The sequence below is a fragment of the Cryomorphaceae bacterium genome, from assembly GCA_017798125.1.
In the GTDB taxonomy this organism is placed as follows: Bacteria; Bacteroidota; Bacteroidia; order Flavobacteriales; family ECT2AJA-044; genus ECT2AJA-044.
The window spans coordinates 1,786,690-1,812,801 of sequence record CP059070.1; the positions used below are offsets into that span (position 1 = coordinate 1,786,690).

25 protein-coding genes and 1 pseudogene are annotated in these 26,112 nt (G+C 50.0%); 8 read left to right on the plus strand and 18 right to left on the minus strand.

Annotated elements, in window-relative coordinates; translation table 11 throughout:
• Positions 1 to 22: 22 nt before the first annotated feature.
• From HZ996_07805 to mltG, 4 genes are read left to right on the plus strand one after another with little or no spacing between them, the layout of a single operon-like run.
• Positions 23 to 799 (plus strand): diaminopimelate epimerase, encoded by a 777-nt coding sequence (locus tag HZ996_07805; protein ID QTN39041.1) that lies wholly within the window; start codon positions 23 to 25, stop codon positions 797 to 799.
• Positions 793 to 1,326: a GNAT family N-acetyltransferase gene (locus HZ996_07810; GenBank protein ID QTN39042.1), complete on the plus strand. Its 534-nt coding sequence runs from the start codon at positions 793 to 795 to the stop codon at positions 1,324 to 1,326. Before HZ996_07805 ends, HZ996_07810 begins: the two co-directional genes overlap by 7 nt.
• Positions 1,323 to 3,308 (plus strand): tetratricopeptide repeat protein, encoded by a 1,986-nt coding sequence (locus tag HZ996_07815; GenBank protein QTN39043.1) that lies wholly within the window; start codon positions 1,323 to 1,325, stop codon positions 3,306 to 3,308. The genes HZ996_07810 and HZ996_07815 overlap by 4 nt, the downstream gene beginning before the upstream one ends.
• Positions 3,305 to 4,348 (plus strand): endolytic transglycosylase MltG, encoded by a 1,044-nt coding sequence (gene mltG / locus HZ996_07820; GenBank protein QTN39044.1) that lies wholly within the window; start codon positions 3,305 to 3,307, stop codon positions 4,346 to 4,348. The genes HZ996_07815 and mltG overlap by 4 nt, the downstream gene beginning before the upstream one ends.
• Before the next feature lie 16 nt (positions 4,349 to 4,364).
• Here mltG and HZ996_07825 read toward each other — a convergent pair whose 3' ends face one another.
• The 12 genes and pseudogenes from HZ996_07825 to HZ996_07880 all read right to left on the minus strand — a co-directional run bounded on the left by HZ996_07825 (position 4,365) and on the right by HZ996_07880 (position 16,970).
• On the minus strand, positions 4,365 to 5,465 hold the full coding sequence (locus tag HZ996_07825) for a PKD domain-containing protein (GenBank protein QTN39045.1): 1,101 nt from the start codon (positions 5,463 to 5,465) through the stop codon (positions 4,365 to 4,367).
• On the minus strand, positions 5,462 to 6,316 hold the full coding sequence (locus tag HZ996_07830; protein QTN40024.1) for a PKD domain-containing protein: 855 nt from the start codon (positions 6,314 to 6,316) through the stop codon (positions 5,462 to 5,464). Before HZ996_07830 ends, HZ996_07825 begins: the two co-directional genes overlap by 4 nt.
• Positions 6,317 to 6,638: 322 nt before the next feature.
• Positions 6,639 to 8,360 (minus strand): annotated as a pseudogene (locus tag HZ996_07835) (phospho-sugar mutase).
• A 21-nt stretch (positions 8,361 to 8,381) separates the two neighbouring features.
• On the minus strand, positions 8,382 to 9,080 hold the full coding sequence (locus HZ996_07840) for a DUF2807 domain-containing protein (protein QTN39046.1): 699 nt from the start codon (positions 9,078 to 9,080) through the stop codon (positions 8,382 to 8,384).
• A 52-nt stretch (positions 9,081 to 9,132) separates the two neighbouring features.
• A complete protein-coding gene (locus HZ996_07845) occupies positions 9,133 to 10,506 on the minus strand; it encodes a GIY-YIG nuclease family protein (GenBank protein ID QTN39047.1) in 1,374 nt (457 codons plus the stop codon).
• A complete protein-coding gene (locus HZ996_07850) occupies positions 10,507 to 11,172 on the minus strand; it encodes a serine/threonine protein phosphatase (GenBank protein ID QTN39048.1) in 666 nt (221 codons plus the stop codon).
• Between the two features lie 12 nt (positions 11,173 to 11,184).
• The gene (dnaN, locus tag HZ996_07855) at positions 11,185 to 12,306 is read right to left on the minus strand and encodes a DNA polymerase III subunit beta (protein ID QTN39049.1); all 1,122 of its coding nucleotides are present in this window, start codon (positions 12,304 to 12,306) and stop codon (positions 11,185 to 11,187) included.
• 94 nt (positions 12,307 to 12,400) lie between these two features.
• Complete coding sequence (locus HZ996_07860; GenBank protein ID QTN39050.1) at positions 12,401 to 13,423, minus strand: DUF4340 domain-containing protein; 1,023 nt, start codon at positions 13,421 to 13,423, stop codon at positions 12,401 to 12,403.
• Position 13,424: 1 nt separating this feature from the next.
• Positions 13,425 to 15,137, minus strand: a complete 1,713-nt coding sequence (gene gldG / locus HZ996_07865) for a gliding motility-associated ABC transporter substrate-binding protein GldG (GenBank protein QTN39051.1) — start codon at positions 15,135 to 15,137, stop codon at positions 13,425 to 13,427.
• Entirely contained in the window at positions 15,134 to 15,865 is a 732-nt protein-coding gene (gene gldF / locus HZ996_07870; protein ID QTN39052.1) for a gliding motility-associated ABC transporter permease subunit GldF, read from the minus strand. Before gldF ends, gldG begins: the two co-directional genes overlap by 4 nt.
• The gene (locus tag HZ996_07875; GenBank protein QTN39053.1) at positions 15,865 to 16,158 is read right to left on the minus strand and encodes an antibiotic biosynthesis monooxygenase; all 294 of its coding nucleotides are present in this window, start codon (positions 16,156 to 16,158) and stop codon (positions 15,865 to 15,867) included. The genes gldF and HZ996_07875 overlap by 1 nt, the downstream gene beginning before the upstream one ends.
• Positions 16,155 to 16,970, minus strand: coding sequence for an SAM-dependent chlorinase/fluorinase (locus tag HZ996_07880; protein ID QTN39054.1), 816 nt, complete (start codon positions 16,968 to 16,970; stop codon positions 16,155 to 16,157). The genes HZ996_07875 and HZ996_07880 overlap by 4 nt, the downstream gene beginning before the upstream one ends.
• Positions 16,971 to 17,035: 65 nt before the next feature.
• Between HZ996_07880 and HZ996_07885 the strand changes: the two genes are divergently transcribed.
• The 3 genes from HZ996_07885 to HZ996_07895 are packed head-to-tail and all read left to right on the plus strand — an operon-like array spanning position 17,036 to position 19,630.
• The gene (locus HZ996_07885; protein QTN39055.1) at positions 17,036 to 18,031 is read left to right on the plus strand and encodes a PhoH family protein; all 996 of its coding nucleotides are present in this window, start codon (positions 17,036 to 17,038) and stop codon (positions 18,029 to 18,031) included.
• Positions 18,031 to 18,978 (plus strand): phosphoribosylaminoimidazolesuccinocarboxamide synthase, encoded by a 948-nt coding sequence (locus tag HZ996_07890; protein ID QTN39056.1) that lies wholly within the window; start codon positions 18,031 to 18,033, stop codon positions 18,976 to 18,978. The genes HZ996_07885 and HZ996_07890 overlap by 1 nt, the downstream gene beginning before the upstream one ends.
• 22 nt (positions 18,979 to 19,000) lie before the next feature.
• The gene (locus HZ996_07895; GenBank protein QTN39057.1) at positions 19,001 to 19,630 is read left to right on the plus strand and encodes an outer membrane beta-barrel protein; all 630 of its coding nucleotides are present in this window, start codon (positions 19,001 to 19,003) and stop codon (positions 19,628 to 19,630) included.
• Here the strand turns inward: HZ996_07895 and HZ996_07900 are convergent.
• The 6 genes from HZ996_07900 to HZ996_07925 form a co-directional block, all read right to left on the minus strand.
• Positions 19,627 to 20,286 carry a YggS family pyridoxal phosphate-dependent enzyme gene (locus HZ996_07900; protein ID QTN39058.1) on the minus strand — a complete coding sequence of 220 codons (660 nt, stop codon included), beginning with the start codon at positions 20,284 to 20,286 and terminating at the stop codon, positions 19,627 to 19,629. The genes HZ996_07895 and HZ996_07900 overlap by 4 nt on opposite strands.
• Positions 20,283 to 21,533 carry a DUF1015 domain-containing protein gene (locus tag HZ996_07905; protein ID QTN39059.1) on the minus strand — a complete coding sequence of 417 codons (1,251 nt, stop codon included), beginning with the start codon at positions 21,531 to 21,533 and terminating at the stop codon, positions 20,283 to 20,285. Before HZ996_07905 ends, HZ996_07900 begins: the two co-directional genes overlap by 4 nt.
• Before the next feature lie 39 nt (positions 21,534 to 21,572).
• On the minus strand, positions 21,573 to 22,529 hold the full coding sequence (locus HZ996_07910; protein QTN39060.1) for a D-2-hydroxyacid dehydrogenase: 957 nt from the start codon (positions 22,527 to 22,529) through the stop codon (positions 21,573 to 21,575).
• A 1-nt stretch (position 22,530) separates the two neighbouring features.
• Positions 22,531 to 23,604 carry a 3-phosphoserine/phosphohydroxythreonine transaminase gene (gene serC / locus HZ996_07915; GenBank protein QTN39061.1) on the minus strand — a complete coding sequence of 358 codons (1,074 nt, stop codon included), beginning with the start codon at positions 23,602 to 23,604 and terminating at the stop codon, positions 22,531 to 22,533.
• Between the two features lie 87 nt (positions 23,605 to 23,691).
• The gene (locus tag HZ996_07920; protein QTN39062.1) at positions 23,692 to 24,540 is read right to left on the minus strand and encodes a hypothetical protein; all 849 of its coding nucleotides are present in this window, start codon (positions 24,538 to 24,540) and stop codon (positions 23,692 to 23,694) included.
• An 83-nt stretch (positions 24,541 to 24,623) separates the two neighbouring features.
• A complete protein-coding gene (locus tag HZ996_07925; protein ID QTN39063.1) occupies positions 24,624 to 24,971 on the minus strand; it encodes a 4Fe-4S dicluster domain-containing protein in 348 nt (115 codons plus the stop codon).
• Between the two features lie 66 nt (positions 24,972 to 25,037).
• Here HZ996_07925 and HZ996_07930 point away from each other — a divergent pair, with 66 nt between their 5' ends.
• Positions 25,038 to 26,099: an acyl-CoA reductase gene (locus tag HZ996_07930; protein QTN39064.1), complete on the plus strand. Its 1,062-nt coding sequence runs from the start codon at positions 25,038 to 25,040 to the stop codon at positions 26,097 to 26,099.
• Positions 26,100 to 26,112 lie beyond the last annotated feature (13 nt).

The following is a 26,112-nucleotide window of genomic DNA, read 5'->3' on the forward strand; positions in this document are numbered from 1 at the left end:
GGCGCTTTAACAGGATTTTAACGTGCGTATACCCTTTGACAAATACCAAGGTACGGGAAACGACTTCATTTTAGTCGATGATCGACAGGGCTTTTTCCCCGCGGCTGAGGCGAGTCAAATTGCCTATTTATGCGATCGACGCTTCGGAATAGGAGCTGACGGGCTCATACTCTTGCGCAACAGCGAGCGATATGATTTCGAGATGGTTTACTTCAATGCAGACGGTCACGAGGGCTCGATGTGTGGAAATGGCGGGCGATGCACGGTCAAGTATGCGGCCGCCTTGGGTCTGATCTCGGGCAGAACTGAGTTCATGGCTGTCGATGGGGTGCATCACGCCGAACTTGTGCCGGAAGGAGTAGCGCTTGGAATGAGTGATGTTTCGGGCATTCAAGATCTAGGAGATGCGTACTTCACGGATACAGGCTCTCCGCACTACGTCGCTTTTGTTGATTCTTTAGCTGACTTCGATGTCGTAGGCGAGGGACGGGCTATTCGATATAATGATACCTACCGAGAGGAAGGAACCAACGTCAATTTCATCGTCGAGCACGACCATTTTCTGGAGATTCGAACCTATGAGCGGGGTGTTGAAAATGAAACGCTGAGCTGTGGTACTGGGGCAACGGCCGCCGCCTTGGTTTGGGCCGAAAAGAAAGGCGTGCAAGAGGGTCGGATTCCCCTTTTGTTTCCCGGCGGTGAAGTACAGGTGACTTGGAAAAAGGAAGGCGGAATCTATACCGATATTCAACTGATTGGCCCAGCAGAGCAATCCTTTAAGGGGGAAGTTGAATGGTAAGGCTTCAGAACGACAAAGTTCAATTACGAGCACCAGAGGCCAGTGATTTGGATCTGTTTTACCGTTGGGAAAACGATCCGGAGGTCTGGTTAATCACGCAGACGCAAGCGCCATTCTCTAAGGATACCTTGAGAGCTTATCTCGAGAACGCGCACAAGGACTTGTACGAATACCGCCAACTCCGCTTGGTGATTGAAAACGTGGAAGATCTAGCCGGCCTTGGATCGGTCGATTTCTTTGATTTTGACCCCGCCAACAAAAGATTAGGCGTTGGCGTTTTCATAGCAGAAGAGGAAAACCGCCGTCGCGGCATCGCTAGGGCTGCATTGAGCCTGGCGCTTGACTTCGTTTTTGAACAGTACGATTTGGAACAAGTGTATTGCAATATTCTTTCCGGCAACGAAGCCAGCTTAGCGCTTTTCGAAGGCCTCGGCTTTGAGCGTGTTGGATTAAAGAAGCGCTGGGTCCGCGAAGGCGACCTCTGGCACGACGAATACCTGCTCCAAAAAATTCGAGCCTCATCATGAAAAAGGTTCTGGTAATCAGTTTGCTGACCCTCGGGGTCGCGCTGTTGGCCGTGCGCTGTTCGGGTGGGGGAAAGCAAGAAGAAAAGGCCCTACGGGCCGATGCAGACATTCCAGAGTACAAGAACCTCTCGGACACCGTCGCGTATGTGGGCAAGGAGGTCTGTAAGGCTTGCCATGCGGATATCTACGAGACCTATGTGCATACCGGAATGGGACTCAGCTTCGATGAAGCCTCGCGAGTCAAGAGCTCCAGCAAGCTCTCGGATGATTCAAAGATTTACGACGAGCACCTCGATCTCTGGTATCACCCCTATTGGTCCGACGATGAACTAAGACTCCTGGAATACCGCCTGGAAGGTGAGGATACGACCTATCAGCGAGAGGAGGTAGTAGATTACATTATCGGCTCCGGGCAGCATACCAATTCGCATATTCAAAATGTGAATGGCTACCTCCATCAGGTGCCATTTACCTACTACACCCAGGATGGGAAGCTGGACTTTCCCCCGGGTTTTGAAGACGGGAACAACACGCGATTTAGTCGGACCATTGGCTTAGAATGCATGAGTTGCCACAACTCTCTTCCGGAGTTTGTGATGGGGTCGGAAAACAAGTTTACGGGCGTGCCGGACGGGATCAGCTGTGAGCGTTGTCATGGACCCGGGCAGGTTCACGTCATTGAAAAGAGCCAAGGAATCATGGTGGACACCAGTCAGTATGTGGATTACAGCATCGTTAATCCATCCAAATTGGCGGACGAACTTCAGTTTGAAGTGTGTCAGCGCTGTCATCTTCAAGGAAATGCCGTCCTCAAACCCGGAAAGGATTGGTATGATTTTAAACCGGGCATGGAGCTTTCCAGCGTCATGAGCGTATTTCTGCCTCGCTATGAAGATGCCGAGAACGAGTTCATTATGGCCTCGCACATCGACCGGTTTAAACAGAGTAAATGTTACTTGGAAGCGGAACGGACCTACAACTGCATCAGCTGTCACAATCCGCACAAAAGCGTTCACGAGACCAATCTCATTCAATTCAACAGCACGTGCGGTGATTGCCATTCCGGTGCGCCTCGCTTTGACTGCACAGCTCCTGAACCGGATCTGGTCGCAGAGGATTTCAACTGCGTGGGCTGTCATATGCCCAGCAGTACGAGTATCGATATTCCGCACGTGACGGTTCACGACCATAAGATTCGCGTGCCTGGAGAGAGGGGCATGGCGGACATCGCGCCGCAGGCGCAGAAAGTGAAGAAATTCCTCGGATTGGTCAGTGTTAATGAAGATGCTCCGGATGACCGAACCGTGGCAAGAGCGTACTTGCAGCAATACGAGAAGTTTACTTCGGATCCCCAGTTTTTGGATTCGGCAGCCGTATATCTGGATCGAGCCGGACGCCCGCTCTTTGAAACGGTCAATTGGTACTTTTTGAAAGCTGATTATTCCGGACTGTGCGCAGATATTGATGTGCGTGGAGTAGAGGTTGTCCTGGAATCGCTGAAGACCACGGACTTTACCAACGACGATGCCTGGACCGCTTATCGCGTTGGCCAGAGCTATCGCAACATGGGGAACAAGGACGCAGCGTATCCATTCCTCAAAAAGGCCGTTACGCTTGCTCCTTATCAACTCGAGTTCCGAAATAAGATGGCCACCTTGCTGGTTGATTTGGGCTTACGTGAAAAGGCCTTGTCCCAAATGGAGTTTGTCTATCAGGAGTATCCCTACTATCCCGAGAACGTCAATAATCTGGGCTATTACTGGCTTCAAGAAGGAGACTTGGAAAAGGCAGCCGAGTTTTACGATGAATCTTTGGCCTTGGATCCTGATTACGTGCCCGGGCTTTTGAATCGCGCTGGATTGGCTCTATACCAGGAGCGCTGGGCGGAGGCTGAACGAGACTTGGAACACATCCTGAGTATTGAGCCTGATCACCCGCGAGCGACCCAAGTGTACGCTCAGCTGAAACAAATTTATCCATGAGTCGTCAGTCGATTCGCATTGTAGCTACCATTCTCCTGGCACTAGGGGCCATTTTAGGGTGGTTCGGATATCGAGCCATCTGGTCAAACAATGTATCCGAAGGGATTGAGCAATACGATCTTTATATTCCCTCGGATGCACCTTTTGAGGCCGTGGCGGAGCAGTTGAAAGAGGACTCGGTATTGAGGTCAGTGGCTACTTTTCGCTGGGTAGCCAGCCTAAAGCGCTATGATCGAAAAATAAAGAGTGGGCGGTATCAATTGTATGCGGGAATGAGCAACAACGATATGGTCAACCTATTGCGTTCTGGAGGGCAAACCCCGGTGCGCATTACCTTCAATAATATTGATCATATCTACGAATTGGCTGAGGTGGTGAGTTCACAGCTCGAGGCAGATTCGACAGAGCTTGTTCAGCTTCTTTCGGATCCCATCTACTTAGATTCACGAGGCTGGAATGAAGAGACCATACTCGGAGCCTTCCTACCAAATACCTACGAGATGTATTGGAATACTTCGGCTGAAGGTTTTGCTGAGCGCATGTTCCAAGAGTATGAATGGTATTGGGATGAGGATCGCCAAATGAAGGCCGCTGCGCTGGGCATGGATCCAAACCAAGTCAGTGCACTGGCATCTATCGTGGAGCGAGAAACGGTCCAGCCCGCAGAAATGAAGACTGTTGCAGGTCTATACCTCAATCGCCTTCGCCGGGGGTGGAAGCTTCAGTCAGATCCAACCATCGTATTTATTCTGAAGCAGTTGAATCCCGATACGGTGATCCGTCGAGTCTTGACGAAAGACCTACAAATTGAATCTCCATACAACACCTATCTGAACGAGGGACTTCCTCCTGGGCCTATTGGAGCACCGAGCTTACGGGCCATAGAAGCCGTATTGGCCAATGAACAGCACAACTACATGTATATGTGCGCCAGTGTGGACCGATCTGGATACCATGAATTCGCTTCAACCCTTAGCGAGCACAACCGGAACGCCGCGCGCTACCGGCAATGGTTGAACCAACAGCGGCTCTACCGATAAACCGAGCGAGCGGTCTTTATTGAACCACTACTTTTTCAGCCTGGTCCGCCCACTGGACGTAGTAGATTCCCTTTGGGATTTCACTCAAGTCGTACAAGCGAACGAAGGGTTGAGAGCCTTCATGCTTCGGCACATCGATTTGCTGACCCAATTGGTTGAACCAAAGGATGGGCCCATCCACACGACCTTCAATAGTGATCACTGAACTAGCAGGATTCGGATAAATGTGCAGGAACTCCTGAGGTTCTTCCAGACCGACGGTGGAATAGTTGACCACCTGGCAAGAATCAGAACTGCAGCCTTGGTCATCGGTCGTGGTCATGCACACAGTGTAATTACCGTCCTGAGCATAAGTATGGGTGACCAAGTTTCCCTGGTCCGTATTTCCATCGCCAAAGTCCCAATCGTAGGTAAAGGCACTACTGCCACTTGAAGTGAAAGTGAACTGTTGACCGGCTTGAAGTGCTGAGAACCCAAATGCGGGTTCAGGTCCTACATAAACACTTTTTGAAGTACTGTCTGTACATCCTGGGTCTATGGCGACTTGAGAAATCTCCACAGTGCCGGATAGTCCAGTTAAATTAAAATCACCAACACCACTGTGGTCAAATGCTCCGTTCACATACCAATCGACATTGGTCGTTCCGGCACTATTGTCCGTGACTTGAATGGGTGCATCCCAACAGTATAGACTGTCGTTGGTGCTGAAATTGGCCGAAGCCGGACAGCAACTTCCCAAGGTAAAGGTCTGTGGGAAGGTCGAGGTGATCTGCGAAAAGGGCGTAAAATACGCCTCCATGATGAGGGTGGTCAGTCCAGGCGTGCCCACATTGGCTGGAACGGTTACGGTATGGGTGTAAGGCGTAATGACCGTTAGTCCAAAGCCCGGCGCATCAAAAGTGACTCGAACGGTCATGGTATTTCCGCTCACGGTTACATTATCCCCGGTGACAATGTAATTGGTTGCCGGCAAATCCCCCGCAATGTTAACGGTGAAGGGCTGGCAGTCCAGTGGGTTAGCAGAAATTACGGCACTCGTTATGGTTTGAGCTGAAGCAATACTAGAGCACAAAATCACTGCTAGGAACGAATGAAGGAGCGGCTTTAAATTTTTCATTGAATCACAATTTTTTCGGCTTGATCTGCCCACTGAACATAGTAGATTCCTTTGGGAATTTCACGAAGGTCATAAAGCCGTACAAAGGGCTGAGAGCCCTCGTGCTTCGGTACATCGATCTGCTGACCCAATTGGTTGAACCAGAGGATGGGTCCATCCACGCGGCCTTCAATCGTGATCAATGAACTTGCTGGGTTCGGGTAGATGTGCAGGAACTCCTGAGGCTCATCCAGGCCTACCGTAGAGTAATTCACAACCTGACAGGAATCAGCATTGCAGTTTTGATCATCAGTCGTGGTCATGCAAACCGTGTAATTGCCGTCTTGGGCGTAGGTATGGGTCACTAAGTTTCCTTGTGCTGTGTTTCCGTCTCCAAAGTCCCAATCGTAGGTATAGGCACTGCTGCCACCTGCCGTGAACGTGAACTGCTGACCTACTTGAAGGGCCGAAAATCCAAAGGCTGGCTCAAGGGCCACATAAACACTCTTCGAAGTACTGTCGGTACATCCAGGATCAATCGCCACCTGTGAGATTTCAACGGTCCCCGTGTGTCCGGATAGGACAAAATCTCCAACTCCGCTATGATCAAAAGCGCCGTTGACATACCAGTCTACGTTTGTCGTTCCCGCGCTGTTGTCCGTGACTTGAATAGGGGAGTCCCAACAGTAAAGACTGTCGTTGGTGCTGAAATTGGCGGATGCTGGACAGCAACTTCCTAAAGTAAATGGAGTGGTGAACGAAGCCGAGTTTTGACCAATGGGTACACTGAAAATGGTGATATTCAATTGGTAGGACCCCGCAGGTACAGCGTTTGCCGGAATGTTGATGACGTGGGTGTAGGGTGCAAACATCGGATTCCCAATAGGCGGTGCATCGAAGGTGATCAGCACATCGAGATTGCTGCCATTGACGGTATAGCTATCCGCCGAGACAAAATACTGGGGCATGGGCTTCATTCCATCTACGGTAATGGTCCAGGCCTGACAATCTAGAGGGTTATTGGAAACGGCAACGGCTGTAATGCTTTGGGCCATTGCAAAAGTGGTGCTCACCAAAGCGAGCAAGAGTAGAAACTTCTTCATAGGTGTAGTTGTGTAGTTAACGCGCTAGACCTCTCAACCTAGCGCGCCCAAGTTACGCAAATCTCACCTAATGTTAGCTCCAGGTTAAGGGCTAACGAAGTCCCATGGAATCGATAATTCCGTCAATTCTCTCTTCCAATCCAGCCTCTACGGAATCAAAGTCCCCTTTGCTTTCTAGAGCTCCTTTGACGGAGAAATAGAACTTGATCTTGGGTTCCGTTCCCGACGGACGTGCTGAAATCTTTGAGCCGTCCTCGGTGTAGAATTGAAGCACATTTGAAGAGGGTAGGTCTATGGCTTGAGTGGAACCATCGACGAGGTTCTTCTCTACCAGGCTTCCGTAGTCCAACATGCGAACTACTTTCGATCCATTGATTTCTGCCGGGGATTATTGGCGGTACGCTTCCATCATCGCCTTGATCTCAGCGGCTCCGTCACGTCCCTTCTTGACAATACTGATTAAGCGCTCTTTATAGAAGCCGTATTTGATGTACACATCGAGCAATCGGTCGAAGAAAGAAGATCCTCGAGATTGCGCTTCAGCACCAATTTCTGAGGCGATGAGGGCACTGGTTACGGCATCTTTATCGCGAACGAAATCGCCGACCATGTATCCGAAACTTTCTTCACCACCTCCGACAAAGGTCTTGAGGCCTTCGCGTTCGCGAATCAATTCGGCGATCCACTTGAATCCCGTAAGGCAAACGGGGCACTCCAGGTTATTTGCTTCCGCGATGTCCATGAAGAGTTCGCTGGTCACAATAGTAGAGGCGATGAATTCATTTCCGGCGAGCTTCCCTGCCTTACCCCATTGTTCGATGAGATAATCGGTCATGACCGCTCCAGTCTGATTACCGTTGAGTAAGCGCAATTCACCTTTGTGGTCGCGGACAGCGATTCCAATTCGGTCCGAATCAGGATCGGTACCGATGACCATATCCGCACCTTTTTCTTCGGCGAGGGCAACGGCCATACTCAAGGCTTCAGGCTCTTCAGGGTTGGGCGAAACGACTGTAGGGAAGTTTCCATTGGGTTCGGCTTGTTCTTGAACGATATAGACGTTCTGAAATCCAGCACGCTCGAGTACTTGAGGAACTCCATTGATGGATGTTCCATGGATAGAGGTGAAAACGACCTTGAAGGTGTCTTTACCACCAACATCAAATCCTTGTGAGACGGAAGCATTGTAAAAGGCCTCGTCGACTTCCGCGCCAATGACCTCGATCAATTGATCATTACCCTCGAATTTGACCTGATCTGGGCTCGTTATTTTTTCGACTTCCGCAATGATGAGCTTGTCGTGAGGACGTACGATTTGCGCGCCATCGTTCCAGTATACCTTGTATCCGTTATACTCTTTTGGATTGTGCGAGGCCGTCAATACAATTCCGCTGTGACAGCCCAGGTGTCGTATGGTGAAGGACAACTCGGGAGTTGGTCTAAGACTTTCGAAGAGGTATACCTTGATGCCGTTAGCGCTGAAAACCTCTGCTACCTGTCGGGCAAAGGTGTCCGAGTTATTTCGGCAGTCAAAGGCAATGGCCACTTTGAGCTCTTCGCCCGGGAAGCACTCGATCATGTAGTTGCACAATCCCTGAGTAGCCATTCCAAGGGTGTACTTGTTGATACGGTTGGTTCCCGGCCCCATGATTCCGCGCATACCTCCTGTGCCGAAGGTGAGGCTTTGGTAAAAGGAATCGGTGAGTTCTTGGGGATCGCTATCAATCATGTGACGAATCTGAGACTTGGTCTCTTCGTCATAGTTTCCGTTGAGCCACTCTTGGGCTTTATCCAGGATCGCTTGTTCGATCATGATGGGAGGTGGGTTTGGTTTTTACTCGGTTTTTCGGCTGACGCTACTGGCGCCGCTTGTGCTTTTGTTGATGGTCGGATTGCCTTTGTACTTGACAGAGGAGGCTCCACTGGCATTGATGGAGAGCTCTTCTTCCGCCCAGACGAGCACATCTGCTGCTCCGGCAACACTGACATCGGCCCGTAGGGCCTTCATTTCAAGGGCATTAATCTCAGAAGCCCCATTGACTTCAAATTGGAGTTCGCCTACAGTCCCTCGGAAACGAAGATCGCTGCCTCCATTGGATTCCACAGAAAGGCGGCTGCCCTCAAATTCCACGCGCATTTCCGTAGCCCCATTGGCCTCGACACTCAATGAACGGCCTTTAAGGCCGCCGCGGGTTTCGAGCTCATTGGCTCCATTGATGTTGATGTGGCGCATGTTGCGGACGGTGATGTAGATGTTTCGCGCTTCGGCTTTGCTGATCATCCGTTCGGACTCGATTTCCAGTTCCCCTTCGTTCTGGTCGATTTCCAGGTAGTCAAAGAGGTTCTCATCCATTTCGATTTCGAGATTGGGCTCGTCGCCTTGTCGGACGTAGATCATGTAGGCGCCGTTGACTTCAAGTTGGTCGAAGTCGTCCACTGGGATGACGCGTTTCACGACCTTTCCGTTCCCGACAACGCCCGGTTGACAGGAGACCACGGCAAAGGCCAATAGGAGTAGGGTAAGTGTTCTCATGTTGTTGTGTTTTCAGACTAAAGATAGGAAGTTAACCTCTTTGGTCCACGTTTCATGATGTTGATTCGAAGTACCGGATATCCGCTTTTTGGTTTTGCCTTAAAAATCCGAGAATCAAGCTTTGGGTATGGCGGTTGTCTTCGTACGGTGTGATGTACAGACGTAGTTGATCCACAAGCTCTACGGGCTGATCGGTAGGAATATACCCAAAGCCCTTGTATCGGCCTTCTTCAATGAGTACGGCGCTCTGCTCAGTATCGTCGCGCCCTCGGTCCAAAATGAAGAAGTTGGGCTCGGGATAAGCAAACTGCTCCAGCACTCGGTCCACTTTGGCATTGTACTTCCTCAGCAGGCTCTGCCCCAGATGTGCTCCGCTACATTGCCCCACAGAGACGTGAAAACACCCTTTTTCGCTTTTGTACAGTCCGCATAAACAGGGGCAGAGCTCGTATTCTTCCTTGAGCCATTCGAGATGCCGGCGACCTTCCGTCATGGTGGAATAGGTGCATAGCGGCACCTCCTGTTCTTTTTGGGATTTGACCTTTAGCTCGCGATATCCCTTACTGTTCATGTGCTCATATAGACCGTAGGTGTAGCTGTTGCGCCTTGCGGCGCGATTAAACTTTGGCCGATGCTTCTTGATCTCGTGGCTTTCCAGCAGAAGGGAAATCAACTCGCTTCCACAGATTTCGAAGTCGATCGAGGCGATCTCCTCCATCATACGTACGCCTTTTTCCGTCTCGTAATTGTTGAGGTGCTGAAGAATTCGAGACTTGATATTGGTGCTCTTACCGACATAAATCAGCATACCGTCAGCATCGTACAGGTAGTAGACACCAATTTTATTCGGCAGGTTCTGGACGACGGCCGGACTCAGTCCGGTGGCGTATTCCCCTTTGCTCGGAGCTTTTCCTCCGCCAATGATCCCTTCAAAATCATTGGCCAAGAGCATCTCAAAAAGCGTAACCGTGGCACGGGCATCTCCGGCGGCACGGTGACGGGCCGATATCTCGATGCCCAGCTCAGCGGATAGCTTCCCGAGGCTGTAAGAACGTTTGCCTGGCAGTAGCTTTCGACTGAGTTTGACCGTGCACAGTGTATCGCGTTCATACTCGTAACCCAGCGCCCTGAATTCCGCCTTGAAAAAGCCGTAATCGAACTTGCTGTTGTGCGCCACAAAGACGCAATCCTCCGTAAACTCGACGATCTCCTTCGCCACCTCATAGAAGTGCGGCGCGTTTTCGACCATTTCATTGGTGATGCCCGTAAGACCAGTAATGTTATAGGGAATTCGCTTTTCGGGATTGATCAGGCTTTGCCACTCCGCAACGATTTTAAAACCGTCGTGCTTGTACATGGCAATTTCGGTAATGCGCTCATTACGCGCACTTCCGCCCGTGGTCTCTATATCTATGATGCAATACAACTACTTGATGTCGCGCTTGTCTGTAGAAAGATAACACACGTCCTTCACATTTCCTTTCTTACTGACCTTAATTCCGGTCAATCCAATACCCAAGTAGGCACCGGTGTCAATGGTCCAACAATTGGCCCGTTTGTCAAATTTGGGTTTGCCGTTTTTCTGCGGGGTATGTCCAATGACCTGAGTCTTGCCGACATTTAAAATCGGTCGACGGTTATTTAAGACGCTGAGGCGGCTATCTTCTTTAAAGGGGTCGGTGGCGCTCAAGGCCCAACCGGCATGGCTGACCAATGCGCAGTCATTCTCCCACGAAAGGGGTAGAGCATGAATCCACTTCACAAAGCTCATATATGCATCTGGCTGAGCGTAAAGTTGTTTGAGGAGCTTAGACCCGCCACCGCGCAACCATTTCAGGCGTGGACTTCCTTGAAGGTATTGGAGTAAGTCCCATTCATGATTCCCCTTCATAAAGGCTACACGCCCTGGGTACTTCAATTCAAGTTCTTGACAGTACTGAACGGTTTCTAAGCTGTATTTGCCTCGATTGATGAGGTCACCGACTTGGATGAGTATTTCTCGGTCAGGATTCCAATGCTTACTGATGAGCGCTTCATAGGTATGAAGGCAGCCATGAACATCTCCAATGACAAAAAGCCGGGATTTTTCCACGGCAATAGGGTCTTAGTTATTCAGCATCACAGGCATGACGAGCATCAAAACGTCCTCGCCTTCCTCGCTGCCGTCCAGCGGCAAAAGGATACCCGCACGGTTAGGTGCAGACATTTCCAAGTTGACGTTCTCACTTTCTAAGTTGCTCAGCATTTCTACTAAAAAACGGCTGTTGAAGCCGATTTCGATGTCTTCTCCTTCGTATTGACACGTCAATCGCTCGTCTGCCTTGTTGGCAAAATCAAGATCTTCAGCGCTGATTTGCAGCTCATTACCCGCGATCTTCAAGCGGATTTGATGGGTCGTTTTATTGGAGAAGATACTCACACGACGGACCGAGCTCAGGAAAGCAGTTCGGTTAACGGTGAGCTTATTCGGGTTCGTTTGCGGAATGACTGCTTCGTAATTCGGATACTTCCCGTCGATCAGACGACAGCTCATATCGATGCCGTCAAAAAGGAATCGGGCATTGCTATCGTTGTACTCAACGGTTACTTCTCCGTCTGCACTTCCCAAAATGCTCTTCAATAAATTCAGAGGTTTCTTCGGCATGATGAATTCGGCGGAAGAATCTGTTGTGGCATCTGTTCGTGTGTAGCGTACGAGCTTATGCGCATCGGTGGCCACAAAACGAACATGCTCGGAACTAAATTGGAAAAAGACACCAGACATTACGGGGCGTAAATCGTCGTTCCCACTCGCAAACAAAGTCTTGTTGATGGCTGTCGCCATAATCTCAGGCTGAATACTCGCTGTACTGGGGTCTTCCAAAGCCTGAGCTTTAGGAAATTCTTCACCGTCCAAATAGCTTAGAGAGTACTTTCCATAGTCGGAACTCAATTCCACTTTTTTGCTCTCAGGGTCGAGCAAGAAGGTCAAGGGCTGCTCGGGAAAAGTTTTCAGCGTATCGAGGAGAAGGCGAGAGGGGATAGCTGCGCTTCCTTCTTCATCGCTCTGTGCTTCCAAGCGCGTAGAAATAGTGGTTTCCAAGTCGGAAGCCGTGATCTTCAATTCGTTTTCTTTAATCTCGAACAAGAAGTTGTCGAGAATCGGAAGCGTATTGCTGCTGTTGATGACCCCGCCAATCGTCTGTAGTTCCTTTAAAAGCTGGGTGCTCGAAACAATGAATTTCATGCGTAGAATGTCTTGGTTTTGGGCCTCAACGGCCCGATTTTCGCCTAAGAGCAAATATAAATTTTTAGGACTCTACGGCCCGAAAAGAAATCAACTACTTACTAACAAGCGCCTCTCCTTCAAAGTAGTTTCTGCTCCTAAGAACTCGACGTAAGGCGTAGTTCTGAATTAAGATGAAATCCTTCCCATTGAGCAGAGCGTAAAAGCGGTCCAAATCGTAGGACCGAGGGGTTCCGTCCTCATTCACTGTTCCTGGAAGTGCCTTTTTGTAGTAAGCCACAAGCTCTGTGTCTCGATCTCCAGCGCCTTCAATGCGCAAAGTGAATACAGGTTCACTTCCGAGAATGCTGTCCTTCTTAGCCCAGATACGGTCTTCTTCCGTGATTAACCCTTCGAAATAAATTCGCCCGAACTCACTCAAGTATCCCAGAGCAGCCGCCGAATCAAATAAAATGGGCTCATTACCTGGCCAGCTGCGAACCCCAACGGTTCCTGCGGAAGGCTGCTCTATGGCAAACCCGGCTTCAGGCTCTCGATGATATTGCAACGTAAGACGCTCAATGCGATCAGCACTAATTCCGACAATGCTTCGATCTCGCCACAGCATGGGGTCTGCGAAGTACCGTGTGTTCAGGAAACCGTTGAATCCTGGGATATGTACCAAATAGGGGCCATCGGAGCCCTTGATCATCATGTATGTCCCAAGCAAGTCCGGAGCGTTTCCACCCACGTAGAAGTGCTTTACCGCGGCGCCTTTGCTCTCCACAATAACTTCGAGACCGCGAGTGCTCATCATATTCATCACGCGCTCCTTGGCATTTTCCGGTGCAAAGCTTCTCATCTCTTGGCGCTTCAAGGTCTCCATCAGTACCTCCATAGCATCAGGACGTACGGGATATTGACCGTCGACCATCCAGCCGTCTTCGGTTCTGATCAACACTGTTTCTTTTGGACGCTTGTCTTTAATCACAATTCGATCCACTGCTGCGGTATCTTCAACTGTGAAATCGTAGAGCTGAGGTCGGGTGGTGTTTTCGTCTTTGAACATGGTCAAATAGACGACCACCGCACCTAGAATAAGGGCGATTACTACATAGAGTCCTAGTCTGTTCTTCATCTTACTTCGCGTATTTTCTTCGTCTCCAGTAGTTCAACAATAGTCCCATCAGTACTACCAGTACTAACGGTAGGGCGGTATTCAAGGTTTTCCAATACGTCATGGAACCGCGAATGCGCGTAGCATCGAGCAAGCGCAATTGCAATTCCCGAGAACGAACAGCGGTGAGGCCCGAGTCGTCCAAGAGGTAATCCACGGCATTTAGAATGAGGTCTTCATTGCCGTATTGATTTCCGGTGAACTTATCGTACCCCAATCGAAGGGCCTCGCCCCTTTGAAATTGGTTTTTCACTACGTCACCATCGGCAATCACAATTTGCGCGGTTGGCTCAGATTCTTCAATCAAAGAGAGTTCTTCACCGTTTCCATCACGCGGTTGAAGGCGATTCTTAAAATTCGAGGTGAAGGTGCCCTCCAGCAGAACGGCCAAGGGTAGGTACTGCTCTGTAAACTCTTCGGGCTGAGGTTGTTCGTTCAAAGAACTCAATCGAATGTTTGTCGGAGCCTGCGTGGTTTTGGTGTAGCGAGAACTCGATAATAGAATGGTCTTCTGCACTCCAGGGGTGACAATCGTATCAATGGATGCAGGGAACTCAAATCGCACGGGATTGATATTGGACACAATCGGGTGATCCTGGTAGGGCATGGCCAAGGGAAAGTAAAAGCCAAGGAAGAACTCGTACTGGGGGACCCCGTTTACTTGATTAACGACCACGGGAATTTCGGCACACAGCGCATCCTGAACCAAATGGTCGTTGAGTCGAACACCGTACCGGAACAGGATGTCGTTCAATCCCAAGTCCAGCGGATAGGAGAGGGCTTGGTTCTTGGTCGACAAGGAATCCATATCGGCGAATACGGCATCGATGAGCCAGATGATCTTTCCGCCTTGCATCACGAATTGATCCAATAGGTATTTGTCTAGGTCGGCAAAGGTCTCCCTTGGTTTGGCGATCACAAGCAAATCAAAACGGTTCAATTGAGCCTGCTTCACAGCAATGCTGATTTGACCACTCACCGAGTCGACTTCGAAAGAGCGCAGATCCAGTCTGGCCAAATCGTAGGACTCTTTCAGAACCCGACCAATACCTTCGGTTTCCAGATCGCTCAATTCCCCGTGCCCTTCGACAAAGCCAATCCCTTTGCGATCGTTCGCTTGAAGTTTGCGCAGCGCATTGGCAAGCTCAAACTCTAAAGACTGAATAGAGGTATTCAATTGGGCTTCGGGACTGGCCCCAGCCTGACTCTTGAGAAGGGTAAACACCCCTTCACGACCGAAGTAGTATACAACGCCGCCCGGGAAGATGATTTGTGAACTGCGCTGATCGCCTTCGTTGATCTGAAGTTGAGTGCCCTCAATCCCCTTTTCGGTCAACTGACGATAAAGCTGCTGGCGTTCCTCTTCACTTTCGCCAGCGCTGGGGTCGACGAACTCGAATTCAATATTGTCGTTGTACGCCCTGAATTCGCGAAGCATTCTTTTGGTCTCATTGCTCAGGCGGCGGAATCCTGAAGGGAATTCTCCTTCTAAGTATACTCGGAACAGTACTTTGTCTTCAAGGCCATCCAGCACTTCCTTGGTCGGTTCACTCAAAGTATAACGCCCTTCGGCGGTCAGGTCTAAACGGAAGTATTGGAACGAACCCAATACGTTTAGCAACACCAAGATGAGGAGCAGTAGTATCAGTCGGAGGATGTCGGTTCTATTGTTCACCACTTTCTGCTTTGAAGGACGGTGACACATCCTGCCGTGAAGGCAGCCATTAAAGAAAAGAAGTAGAGGACGTCACGGGAATCCAAAACGCCGCGGCTCATGCTGACGTAGTGACTGCTCATGCCCAATTGTTCTACGAGGTAATCCGCGGGTCCTAGAAGTGACCATGAAGCGAGATTGTCCAGTCCTAAATAGAGTAGGAAGCTCAGGAAGAGGGCGACGATAAAGGCAACGATCTGATTACTGGTTAAGCTGGAGGCGAAGAGTCCAATACTTACGTAGGCCCCTGCGAGGAGGAGTAAGCCAATATAGGAGCCCATGGTTCCTCCGGAATCAATGTTTCCGGCCGGAGCCCCAAGGGTTGAGACCGTATAATAATAAAGGAGCGTCGGCACCAAGGCCAGCGCTACCAATGCCCAACCGGCCAAGAATTTGGCCAGAACAATGCTGAGATCGCTGATGGGCCGAGTAGCGAGCAGCTCCATAGTTCCCGCTTTGTGTTCGTCCGCAAACATCCGCATGGTAATGGCCGGGATGAGGAAAAGAAAAACGAAGGGGGCAATAATGAACAAGGGGTCTAGGGTGGCATATCCGGCATTGAGGATATTGAATTCCCCGTCGAAGACCCATAGAAACAACGAGGTAATCAACAAGAAGACGAGAATCACCAGATATCCGATGATCGAGCTCAAGAAACTACTGATCTCCTTGCGGAAAAGGCTCCACATTACACTTCAACTTTTTTATTCAAACTCCACGCCTCTGGCTTATCGCCAAACAATGCCTTCGTGTTTGCCCAAACTTCTTTAAAGAGCGCTGAGTGACGGTAGGCTTCCAGATCATCAGGATGTCTCCACCAGGAGTAAGTGAAGAAAACGTGCTCGTGCTCCGCATGTTGCAAGAGCTCGAGGTGTTCACATCCCTCGAAGCCGCGTATGAGCTCTTTGCTCTGCTCAAAGATGTGCAAAAAATCATTAATCCCTTCGGGCCTGAAGGTCATCTTGACGATGCGTACAATCATGCAAAGGTGATTTTAATGGTTTCACCATAGCTTATGCCCAGCAGGCTACTGGCACCCCCGACCGTTTGCAAATCACTTTTGGCGATGGCGATTTCTAAATGCCCTGCGCTGTTGAATAAGGCCAGCGCTTGACCTTCTCCCATTTCGCTGTAGCGGCGACGCAGGGTTCTAATGCTCTCTTTGCTGTGACGCATCCTGGGTAAGTGAATCTCAAAGTCACGACCCTTGCCAATGTCCTTGAAGATCTGACGTGTTACGTTGGTCACCACATTACCAAAATGATCGATGTAAACCACGGCCGCAGTAATCTCCTTGCCATCGCTCGTTACACTTGGTTGAATTCCTTTTCTTTCTACAAATGCCCTACGGGCCGATCCGAGGAGCGATATCTTTCCGCCTCGTGCCAGATGGCAGGCTGCAGTGACGAATACGTCTCGTGCCGGAAAACTGTAGCTGTCCGTATCCTGTGCGATGTTCAACTCGATGATGGCGGAAGGTCGAAGGTCCGGAAATAGAAGCGCAAAAATTCCGGTATCGGCACCAATGAAAAAGTGACCGTCTACTTCCACGGCCAAATGCGGTTTGCTTTCCGTCAACTCGGAATCAATTCCGATGATGTGAATACTTCCTTTTGGGAAGTCTTTATAGGCATTGCGCAACACGTATGCGGCTTCGCTCAAATTGAAGGGTCGAATCTCATGGGTGACATCCACGATGTGAGCGTCCGGAAGTTCGCGAAGAATGGAGCCTTTGACCGATGCAGCGTGGTAGTCTTTGGTTCCGTAATCCGTCGTGAGGGTGATGATGGCCATAGGTGCGCGAATCGCCTGTTCTTAGGAGAAAGTTCCGTAATTTGCGTGCCTCAAAAGTAACCAATTTGAACGAACGCATTTTTCCGTTAGAGAACGTTGATCCTCTGGATTTTTTAGGGGCTCAGAACAAGAAACTCTCCCTGGTTAAAACATATTTTCCTCAGCTGAAATTAGTGGCCCGCGGCAACAAGATTACCGCCATCGGCCCTGATGAACTCATCGATCAATTTGAGGTCAAGTTCAACCTGCTGATGGAGCACCTGAATAAATACAATCAGCTCACTGAGGGAAACATCGAGCGCCTGATGGTTGAAGACGCCAAGGAGATCGATTCCAAAGGAGGAGGTGATGTCTTGCTTCACGGAACCAGTGGGCGCATGATTAAAGCCCGAACGGCCAATCAGCGCAAGATGGTGGAGCTCAGCGACAAGAACGATATGGTTTTTGCGATTGGACCGGCCGGTACCGGAAAAACTTACACCGCCGTGGCGCTGGCCGTACGAGCTCTTCGTCGCAAAGAAGTCCGTCGGATCATCTTGACGCGTCCTGCCGTTGAAGCGGGGGAGAACCTGGGATTCTTGCCGGGTGATCTCAAAGAGAAGCTGGATCCTTATTTGCAGCCACTTTATGACGCCTTGCGCGACATGATTCCCAATGAGAAACTTCAATACTTTATTGAAAACCACGTCGTACAAATTGCGCCACTGGCCTTCATGCGGGGACGTACTTTGGATAACGCCTTCGTCATTTTGGACGAGGCGCAGAACACGACGCATTCACAAATGAAGATGTTCTTGACGCGAATGGGTAAGTCGGCCAAGTTCATTGTAACGGGCGATGCTTCACAAATTGACCTTCCTCGGAATCAGAGAAGCGGATTGTTGGAGGCATTACACGTACTTAAGCACATCGATGGGATTTCCATCTTGGAACTGGATGAGAAAGACGTGATTCGCCATGGATTGGTGAAGAAGGTGATTAAGGCCTACGAAAAGCAGGAGGAAAGAGAAGCTAAGGAGCGAGAAAACAAGAGAAAAGTAGAACGTAAACCGAAAGACTGATGGCGCAGCCACTGAAGGAGACCCACTTTGAACTACCGGGTCAAACCAAATTCTACCGAGGTAAAGTCCGCGATGTATATACGATTAACGACGATTTGCTCGTCATGGTCGCCAGCGACCGTATCTCGGCTTTTGATGTTGTCTTGCCTAAAGGAATCCCCTACAAAGGACAAGTGCTCAATCAAATCGCTGCGAAGTTCATGCGCGCTACTGAGGACATCGTCCCCAATTGGTTGCTGGACACTCCAGACCCTCAGGTAGCTGTCGGTCAGAAAGCAGAGCCCTTCAAAGTCGAAATGGTCATTCGCGGATACATGTCTGGACACGCTGCTCGAGAGTATGCTGCCGGAAAAAGATTGCTTTGTGGTGTTCCGATGCCGGAGGGAATGAAGGAAAATGACGCCTTCCCAGAACCCATCATTACTCCAGCCACAAAGGCAGAAGAGGGGCATGATGAGGACATCAGTAGAGAGGAGATTATTGATCGTGGCATAGTTGTTGAAAGTGACTATGTGCAGCTGGAAGACTATACGCGCCGGTTGTTTGCCCGAGGTACAGAAATGGCCAGGGAACGGGGGCTCATCTTAGTGGATACTAAGTATGAATTCGGAAAACTTGAAGACGGCACAATTGTGTTGATCGATGAAATCCACACCCCAGACTCGAGTCGATACTTCTATGCCGAAGGGTATGAAGAGCGACAGGCGCGAGGTGAAAAGCAAAAGCAATTATCGAAGGAATTCGTGCGCCAATGGTTAATCGCCGGAGGCTTCCAGGGCAAAGAAGGTCAGGTCATTCCGGAAATGACCGCCGATTACGTTGCCTCCGTAAGCGAACGCTACATCGAGCTCTACGAGCAGATTACCGGTGAGCGTTTTGAAAAGGCGGATACCACCCAGGTGGAAGAGCGTGTCGAGCGAAATATTCGGGAGTTCCTGGCACAATAGGAACACGAAAACACGAGAAGAGATGAAGAAGTGGATGATGACCTTAGCGGTCGTGTTGATGATCGCAGGAACGGCGCAAGCCCAGGTATTTCAAATCGGAGCCCGAGCGGGAATCAATAGAGCAGATGTAACTGCAGATGAGATTCTGGACATGGGCGATGATTTAGAGCAAAAATTGACGAGTGGAACTCAAGACTATGGCTACCACCTAGGACTGTACACGCGATTCAAATTGTTGGGATTGTACATTCAGCCAGAAGCCTTGTTCACCAAGCTGAATACGGAGGTGACTATTGACGAATACGAAAATGGGGTGCCTACAGGAAACACCGAAGATGCGAGAATCAGCTATACTCGCTTGGACTTTCCTATCCTCGCCGGCTTGAAACTAGGTCCAGTGCGCGTGAATGCAGGGCCCGTAGCGAGTCGCGTCATCACCAATGAAACAGAAGGGATTAGTATCACCTTACAGGACGGAACCTACTGGGGCTACCAAGCGGGTATTGGATTTGATATCTGGAAGATCTTGATCGACTTGAAGTACGAGGATGCTTTTAACTCACAAACCAATCAGGTAACCTTTGCCGGGCAACAGTTCGATGTAGATTCCCGCGCAAGTCAGCTTATACTTTCGTTGGGATACCGATTCTAAGTATTCCGAGAACCGAAGATATCGGTGCCGATGCGCACCATAGTGCTTCCTTCTTCGATTGCGATTTGATAATCATTGCTCATGCCCATGGACAATGTATCGCAAGCGGAGAAGGAAGTTTTGATTTGATCAAAAGCGGTTTTCAAGCTTCTAAACTCCCTTCGGACTTGATCCTGATCGGAGGTGAAGGTGGCCATGCCCATCAGGCCTCTGATCCTTAGACTTTCTAGACTGTGGAGCGATTTGGACTCGACCAACTCTACGAGCTCAGAAATCGATAGGCCAAACTTGGTGCTCTCCTCGGCTATGTGGACTTGAAGGAGCACATCTATGACTCGGTCGTTTTGCGTTGCTCTCTTATTGATTTCTTCAGCCAAGCGCAGACTGTCCACACCGTGCACCAAATGCACAAAAGGCGCAATGTACTTGACCTTGTTTCTCTGAAGATGTCCAATGTAGTGCCAGAGAATGTCTTTGGCTAGCGCCGGGCCTTTGACTTGCAATTCCTGAACCTTGTTCTCGCCAAAATCCCGGTGTCCCACGCCATATGCTTCTTCAATGGCTTCATTGGGCTTTGTTTTGCTTACTGCAACCAGGGTGACGTGGCTTGGGAGTCCAGCCTTGATGCGTTCTAAGTTTTCCGTAATGAAGCTCATTCGTTTCTTCCTTCTATAGGATAAACCGTCAGACCACTGCGAAGTTTAGGCTCAATGTAGGTGCTTTTTGGAGGCATCGTTTTACCCGCGTCAGAGATCCGCTTCAGTTGCTCCATGGAGACTGGATGCAGAGCAAAAGCTACAGCGAATCCACCGGAGTCGACACTGGCCTCCAAGCCAATGACTCCTTTTCGTCCGTCGAGGAAGGAAACGCGCTCATCGCTCCGTAGATCCTCTATACCTAAGAGAGGAGTCAATACCTTTTCGGTAAGGATTTGCGCATCCAAATCAGCTACAGGATCAGAGGGGTCCACCGCTTGTCCATCGTAGATGAGGCTGTACCATTCCCCGTCCAAATACATGGAGAAATCGTGCTTGGATCGCGGTAAGGGGTCCGTTCCTTGAGGAATTCTAGAGACCTGAAAATGCTCTTCAACGGCTTTGCGAAAACGCTCTGCTGTATGCCCGTTGAGGTCCCGAACCAAACGGTTGAAGTCCCAAATGTGCAATTGACTTTCCGGCATTAAAAGAGCCATGAAGTAACGACATGTACCGTTCTCACGGGCTTCTGAGCTGTTGCTGCAGATTTCTTCGGAAAGGAGTGCAGATGACGCACAGCGGTGATGGCCATCGGCGATGTACATCGCTGGAATACGCTGGAAGTAGCTTTCAATGGAGTGATGGTCTTCCTCTTCGTCAATAGTCCACAATCTATGAAGATGACCGTCCGTGGTATAGAACTCGTATTCAGGACGTTCCATGCGGTGACGAGCCACAATAACATCAAGTCCAGGGACATCTGGGTAGGACAGCAATACAGGCTCTGCATTGAAGTCGGTCACCTTAAGGTACTCTTTAAACATGGCTTCACGGGCACTTAAGGTGTCTTCGTGTTTGCGAATCGTGCCTTCAGCATAATCGTCAACAGCTGCTCCGCCGATAATGCCCATAAAGCTTCTACCGCGGACAACTTGTTCGTAAAGGTAGTAGGCGGGTTTCTCGTCCTGAACAAAATAACCTTCGTCCATGAATCGATGGAATTCCGATCGAACCGCTTCAAACTTTTCCGGACCGTACAGCTTTTCGCCTTCCCAATCTGGATTGATGACGCGAAGAAAGGTATAGGGGTTGTTTTCGAGCTTGTCCTTCAAGGCAGGCTCGGAATACGTCATGTAACTGCGCGTCGCAACCAGGTGCACCAAGTCGCGTGGCGGTCGTATGGCCCGAAAGGGGATAATCTTCGCCAAGGCGTTTCTTTTTGTGTGTGAACCGTAAAGGTAGTAAGCTTAGGCGAAGTGCTCGATGAGGTAACCGGCCATTTCGCTTCCGATTCGATCTTGAGCTTCTTCTGTAGCCGCACCAATGTGAGGGCTTAGGCTCAATTTTGGGTGCATCAAGACTTGAACCGGAGGTGTGGGCTCGTTCTCAAATACATCGAGTGCAGCAAAGCTCAAGTGCTCATCATCGAGGGCTTTCAGTAAAGCCGCTTCGTCAATTACTCCACCTCGTGCAGCATTGACAACGGCGGCACCAGCCTTCATTTTGCCGAATTCTTCTGCGCCCAAGACGTACTTTCCATCTGCTTGAGCAGGCATGTGAAGGGTGATGAAGTCAGACTGTGCTACGACGTCTTCCTTACTCATGCTCTCAAAAGCAAAAGACAGGCTCTGACCGTCGTAAAAGGACAAGTCGAGACTCACATTCTCTAGGAAAGGGTCGTGATATACAACCTTCATTCCAGCACCGAGTGCAATCCTGGCCGTAGCTTGGCCAATTCGACCAAATCCAAGTACACCTAAGGTTTTTCCGCGTAATTCGCGTCCGCTGGCGTAGGCTTTCTTGAGTCCTTTGAAGTTGGTTTCTCCTTCAAGAGGCATTTCACGATTCGCACTGTACAAGAAACGCACACCTCCGTACAGGTGGGCAAAGACTAACTCGGCTACGGACTCTGAAGAAGCGGCAGGAGTGTTTTGAACGCGAATGCCCTTTGAACGACCGTATTCTACGTCAATATTGTCCATTCCAACACCTCCACGTCCAACGAATTTGAGCCCTGGGCAAGCATCCATGAGGTCTTTACGCACCTTCGTTGCTGAACGAACGAGTAGGGCGGCCACATCATTTTCGTTGATAAAGTTTGCCAACTGTTCTTGAGCAACTTTATTGAGGAGTACCTCGTGTCCGGCTTCTTCGAGCATGGTTACGCCCACGGCAGCCATGCCGTCATTTGCCAATATTTTCATCTTAACCGAATTGCTGTTCAAAGTTCTTCATGACATCTACGAGTACCTGCACGCTTTCCAGAGGAAGGGCGTTGTACATAGACGCTCGATATCCGCCCACGGAGCGGTGACCCTTAAGGCCGTTGATGTCGGCACCTTGCCACATCTCATCAAATTTGGGTGCCAGATCTTCATTCTCTAACAAGAAACAAGCGTTCATGTTGGAGCGACTCGCTACCTCTGCAGTTCCCTTAAACATCGGGTTGCGATCGATTTCACCGTAAAGAAGATCAGCTTTAGCTTGGTTGAGCGCTTCAGCACCGGCAATACCGCCGTTCGCTTTAAGATGGCGCAAGGTCAACATGGACGCGTAAATAGGGAATACCGGAGGCGTATTGAACATACTGTCTTTGCTCAAGTGAACATCGTAGTCCAACATCGATGGAATGGTTCTTCCTGTCTTTCCCAAGATTTCTTTTTTCACGAGCACGAGTGTAGCTCCGGCAGGTCCCATATTCTTCTGGGCTCCGGCGTAAATCAAATCGAACTTGGTGAAGTCCATTACTCGACTGAAGATGTCCGAAGACATGTCGCATACCATGGGTACATGCGTCTCTGGGAACTGTTTTATGGACGTCCCGAAAATCGTATTGTTCGAGGTGCAGTGGAAGTAGTCTGCGTCTTCTGGGATGTTGTATTGGGATGGAATGTAGTTGTAGTTGGCGTCTTTTGAGCTGGCCACGACATCTACTTCACCAAAGAGCTTGGCTTCCTTGATGGCTTTATTGGACCATGTCCCCGTATCGAGGTATGCCGCCTTTCCGTTTTCCGCCTTCATGAGGTTGTTCACCACCATCAAAAACTGCATGCTGGCACCGCCCCCTAAAAAGAGCGCTTCATAATCATCCCCGAGTCCGAGAAGTTCTTTGGACAAAGAGCGCGCCTCTTCCATGATGGCGACAAATTCTTTAGATCGGTGAGAGATTTCGAGGAGGGAGAGGCCCATGCCGTCGAGGTCGAGAATTGCCTGTGCAGATTGCTCGAAAACGCTTTGTTGGAGGATACACGGTCCGGCGCTGTAGTTGTGCTTTTTCATCATGCAGAGTTTAACGCCCCAAAAATAAGCATTATAGGGAGCTCTCCATATGATGATAAAGTTACTTTTTACAGGTTGTGAACAGGTCTATCGATTGTTGACTTCGACGTCTTCAACCAGCCAAAATTCACCATCTCGGAACTCGATCGCGTCATAGCTAAAATCTGGGATGTAGAAGGCGTACATCCCAGGTTGGGCACCTTCTTTAGGAACCAAATGGTCAAAGACGTACATCCCTAACTTTCGATTCCACCGGAAACTCACGCCCGCATCTTCACCATACTCTAAGATGAATCGCGTTCTCGGGTTGCTGTCCACGTGGATGATGGGTTTTCCGAATCGCGGCCGATCCGCAATATCGAAGGTCAGAATTTCGAAAATCTTCATGTTGGAGAAGGGATCCTTTCCATTCCACCCCAGCAAGGTGTACAGGACTTCGCCTTTGTACCGCTCCTTGCGAATTTCGTAGTACAGGCAGCCAAACCAATTGTCCGCATCTCCAAGGGCAAAATCTCGATTTTCCATGCCCTGATGGTTGTCGAAAAGCTCGACGACGCGGAATTCCTCTTCACCGGGGATTTGAATAAAGCCATAGAACTCATGAAGCCCGTTCTCCAAAGGAAGCATCCAGGTGTAGATGCGGAACTTTTCATCCGGAGCCATGAGTTTGGAAACCGTGGTCAATCGATCGAAGCGGTAGCGGAAACTCTCCTTTTGCTTCAACATTTCGCGAAAGCCTGCACGCATCACTTCGTTGTGGTAGCGCTTGAGGGAATCGGACCGGCCGTTCAATACGACTTGGCCCATCATGCCGAGCTCATCTTCCCATAGATCCATGGTGGTCTTTTCGATACCGTAGGTGCGGACCGTGTCTTCGGACTGAGCTATCGCGCCGTAGGCGCAGAGGAGGAGAAGAAAGGCGAGGAGCTTGTTCATGTGTTTATAACGCTGTTCTCGTCACGATGATACAAAAAAGCCGCTCCTTTTCAGCAGCGGCTCTTCCGAATAATATCGTCTGATTAGAGGTGGAGAAAGTCCTTTTTCTCCAAAAGCTCCGATTCGCTTTCTACGTGTGCTTCATCCGGTACGCAGCAATCTACTGGGCAAACGGCCGCGCACTGTGGCTCTTCGTGGAAGCCTTGGCACTCGGTGCATTTATCGGTTACGATGTAGTACACGTCATAATCCACAGGCTCTTGCGCATCATCCGCATCCGCTGAAATTCCGGTCTTAGAAGTCACTTGACCACTCAAGCTCGTACCATCGCTAAAGCGCCATTCCTCGCCGCCTTCATAAATCGCGTTGTTTGGGCATTCGGGTTCGCAAGCTCCGCAGTTGATGCATTCGTCTGTGATCTTAATGGCCATAGGGCAAGTCTTTTTGGGGTTACAATCGTACCTTTGAACGGCAAATATAACAACAAATCACTGTCAATGTTTCCCTTAGAGGACCGCAAAAACGCCTTGATTTCACTTGGCCGCTTTCTCGCCCAATTTGGCCCTGAGGGCCAGCGCGATGAGCATCCGCTGAACCACGATTACTACGACGCCTTTGCGACGCTTCTCGATCACCAATTCACCAAGAATGCTTGGTTCACTCCGGAAAACGTCCGCTTCGCGGTCGGTGCTTGGGGAATGGCCCTACGGGCCGATGCGGTGAACGAGTGGTTCCAGCGCGAGCAGCCGTCCGAGGACCTCTCTGATCGCAAGGTCGGCGTAATTATGGCCGGAAATATTCCGCTGGTCGGAATGCACGATTTGCTGAGTGTAGTGGCCTCTGGACATCAGCTCGTCGCCAAATTGAGCAGTGATGACGCCCATTTGATTCCGGTCATCGGTCGGCTTTTGGAAGAGACCGCTCCTGCACTTAAGGGGCGTTTGGCCTTTACTGAAGAAACGCTAGGAGACGTCGATGCCGTCATTGCCACGGGATCGGGGAACACGGCTAGATACTTTGAGTATTACTTCCGCGACAAGCCGGCTCTGATTCGCCGCAACCGAAGTTCTGTAGCCATTTTGGATGGCTCTGAAACACCTGAGGAGCTCGACGGTTTGGCGGATGACGTCTTCCGTTACTTCGGGATGGGATGTCGAAGCGTTTCTAAGGTATACGTGCCCGAAGGCTACGATCTCGATCAACTCTTTGGGGCATTTTACCGCTTCAAGGACATCATCGATAACAACAAATACGCCAACAACTACGACTACCACAAGGCCATCTTCTTGATGAATCGGGACGATATCACCGAAAATGGATTCGTCTTGCTCAAGCAGTCCGAAAAGTTGGCCGCCCCAGTCAGTACCGTGTTTTATGAGGAGTATTCAGACCTTGATGCGGTTCGCAATCAACTGTCTTTAGCGAAGGATGAGCTCCAGTGTATCGTGAGCAAAGATCATGAATGGCCCCTGCACGTAGCTCCAGGTCAAACCCAGCGCCCCGAGCTTTGGGAATACGCGGATGGGGTGAATGTTATGAAATTCTTGAAGGCGGTTTAATGACTTTACTAGC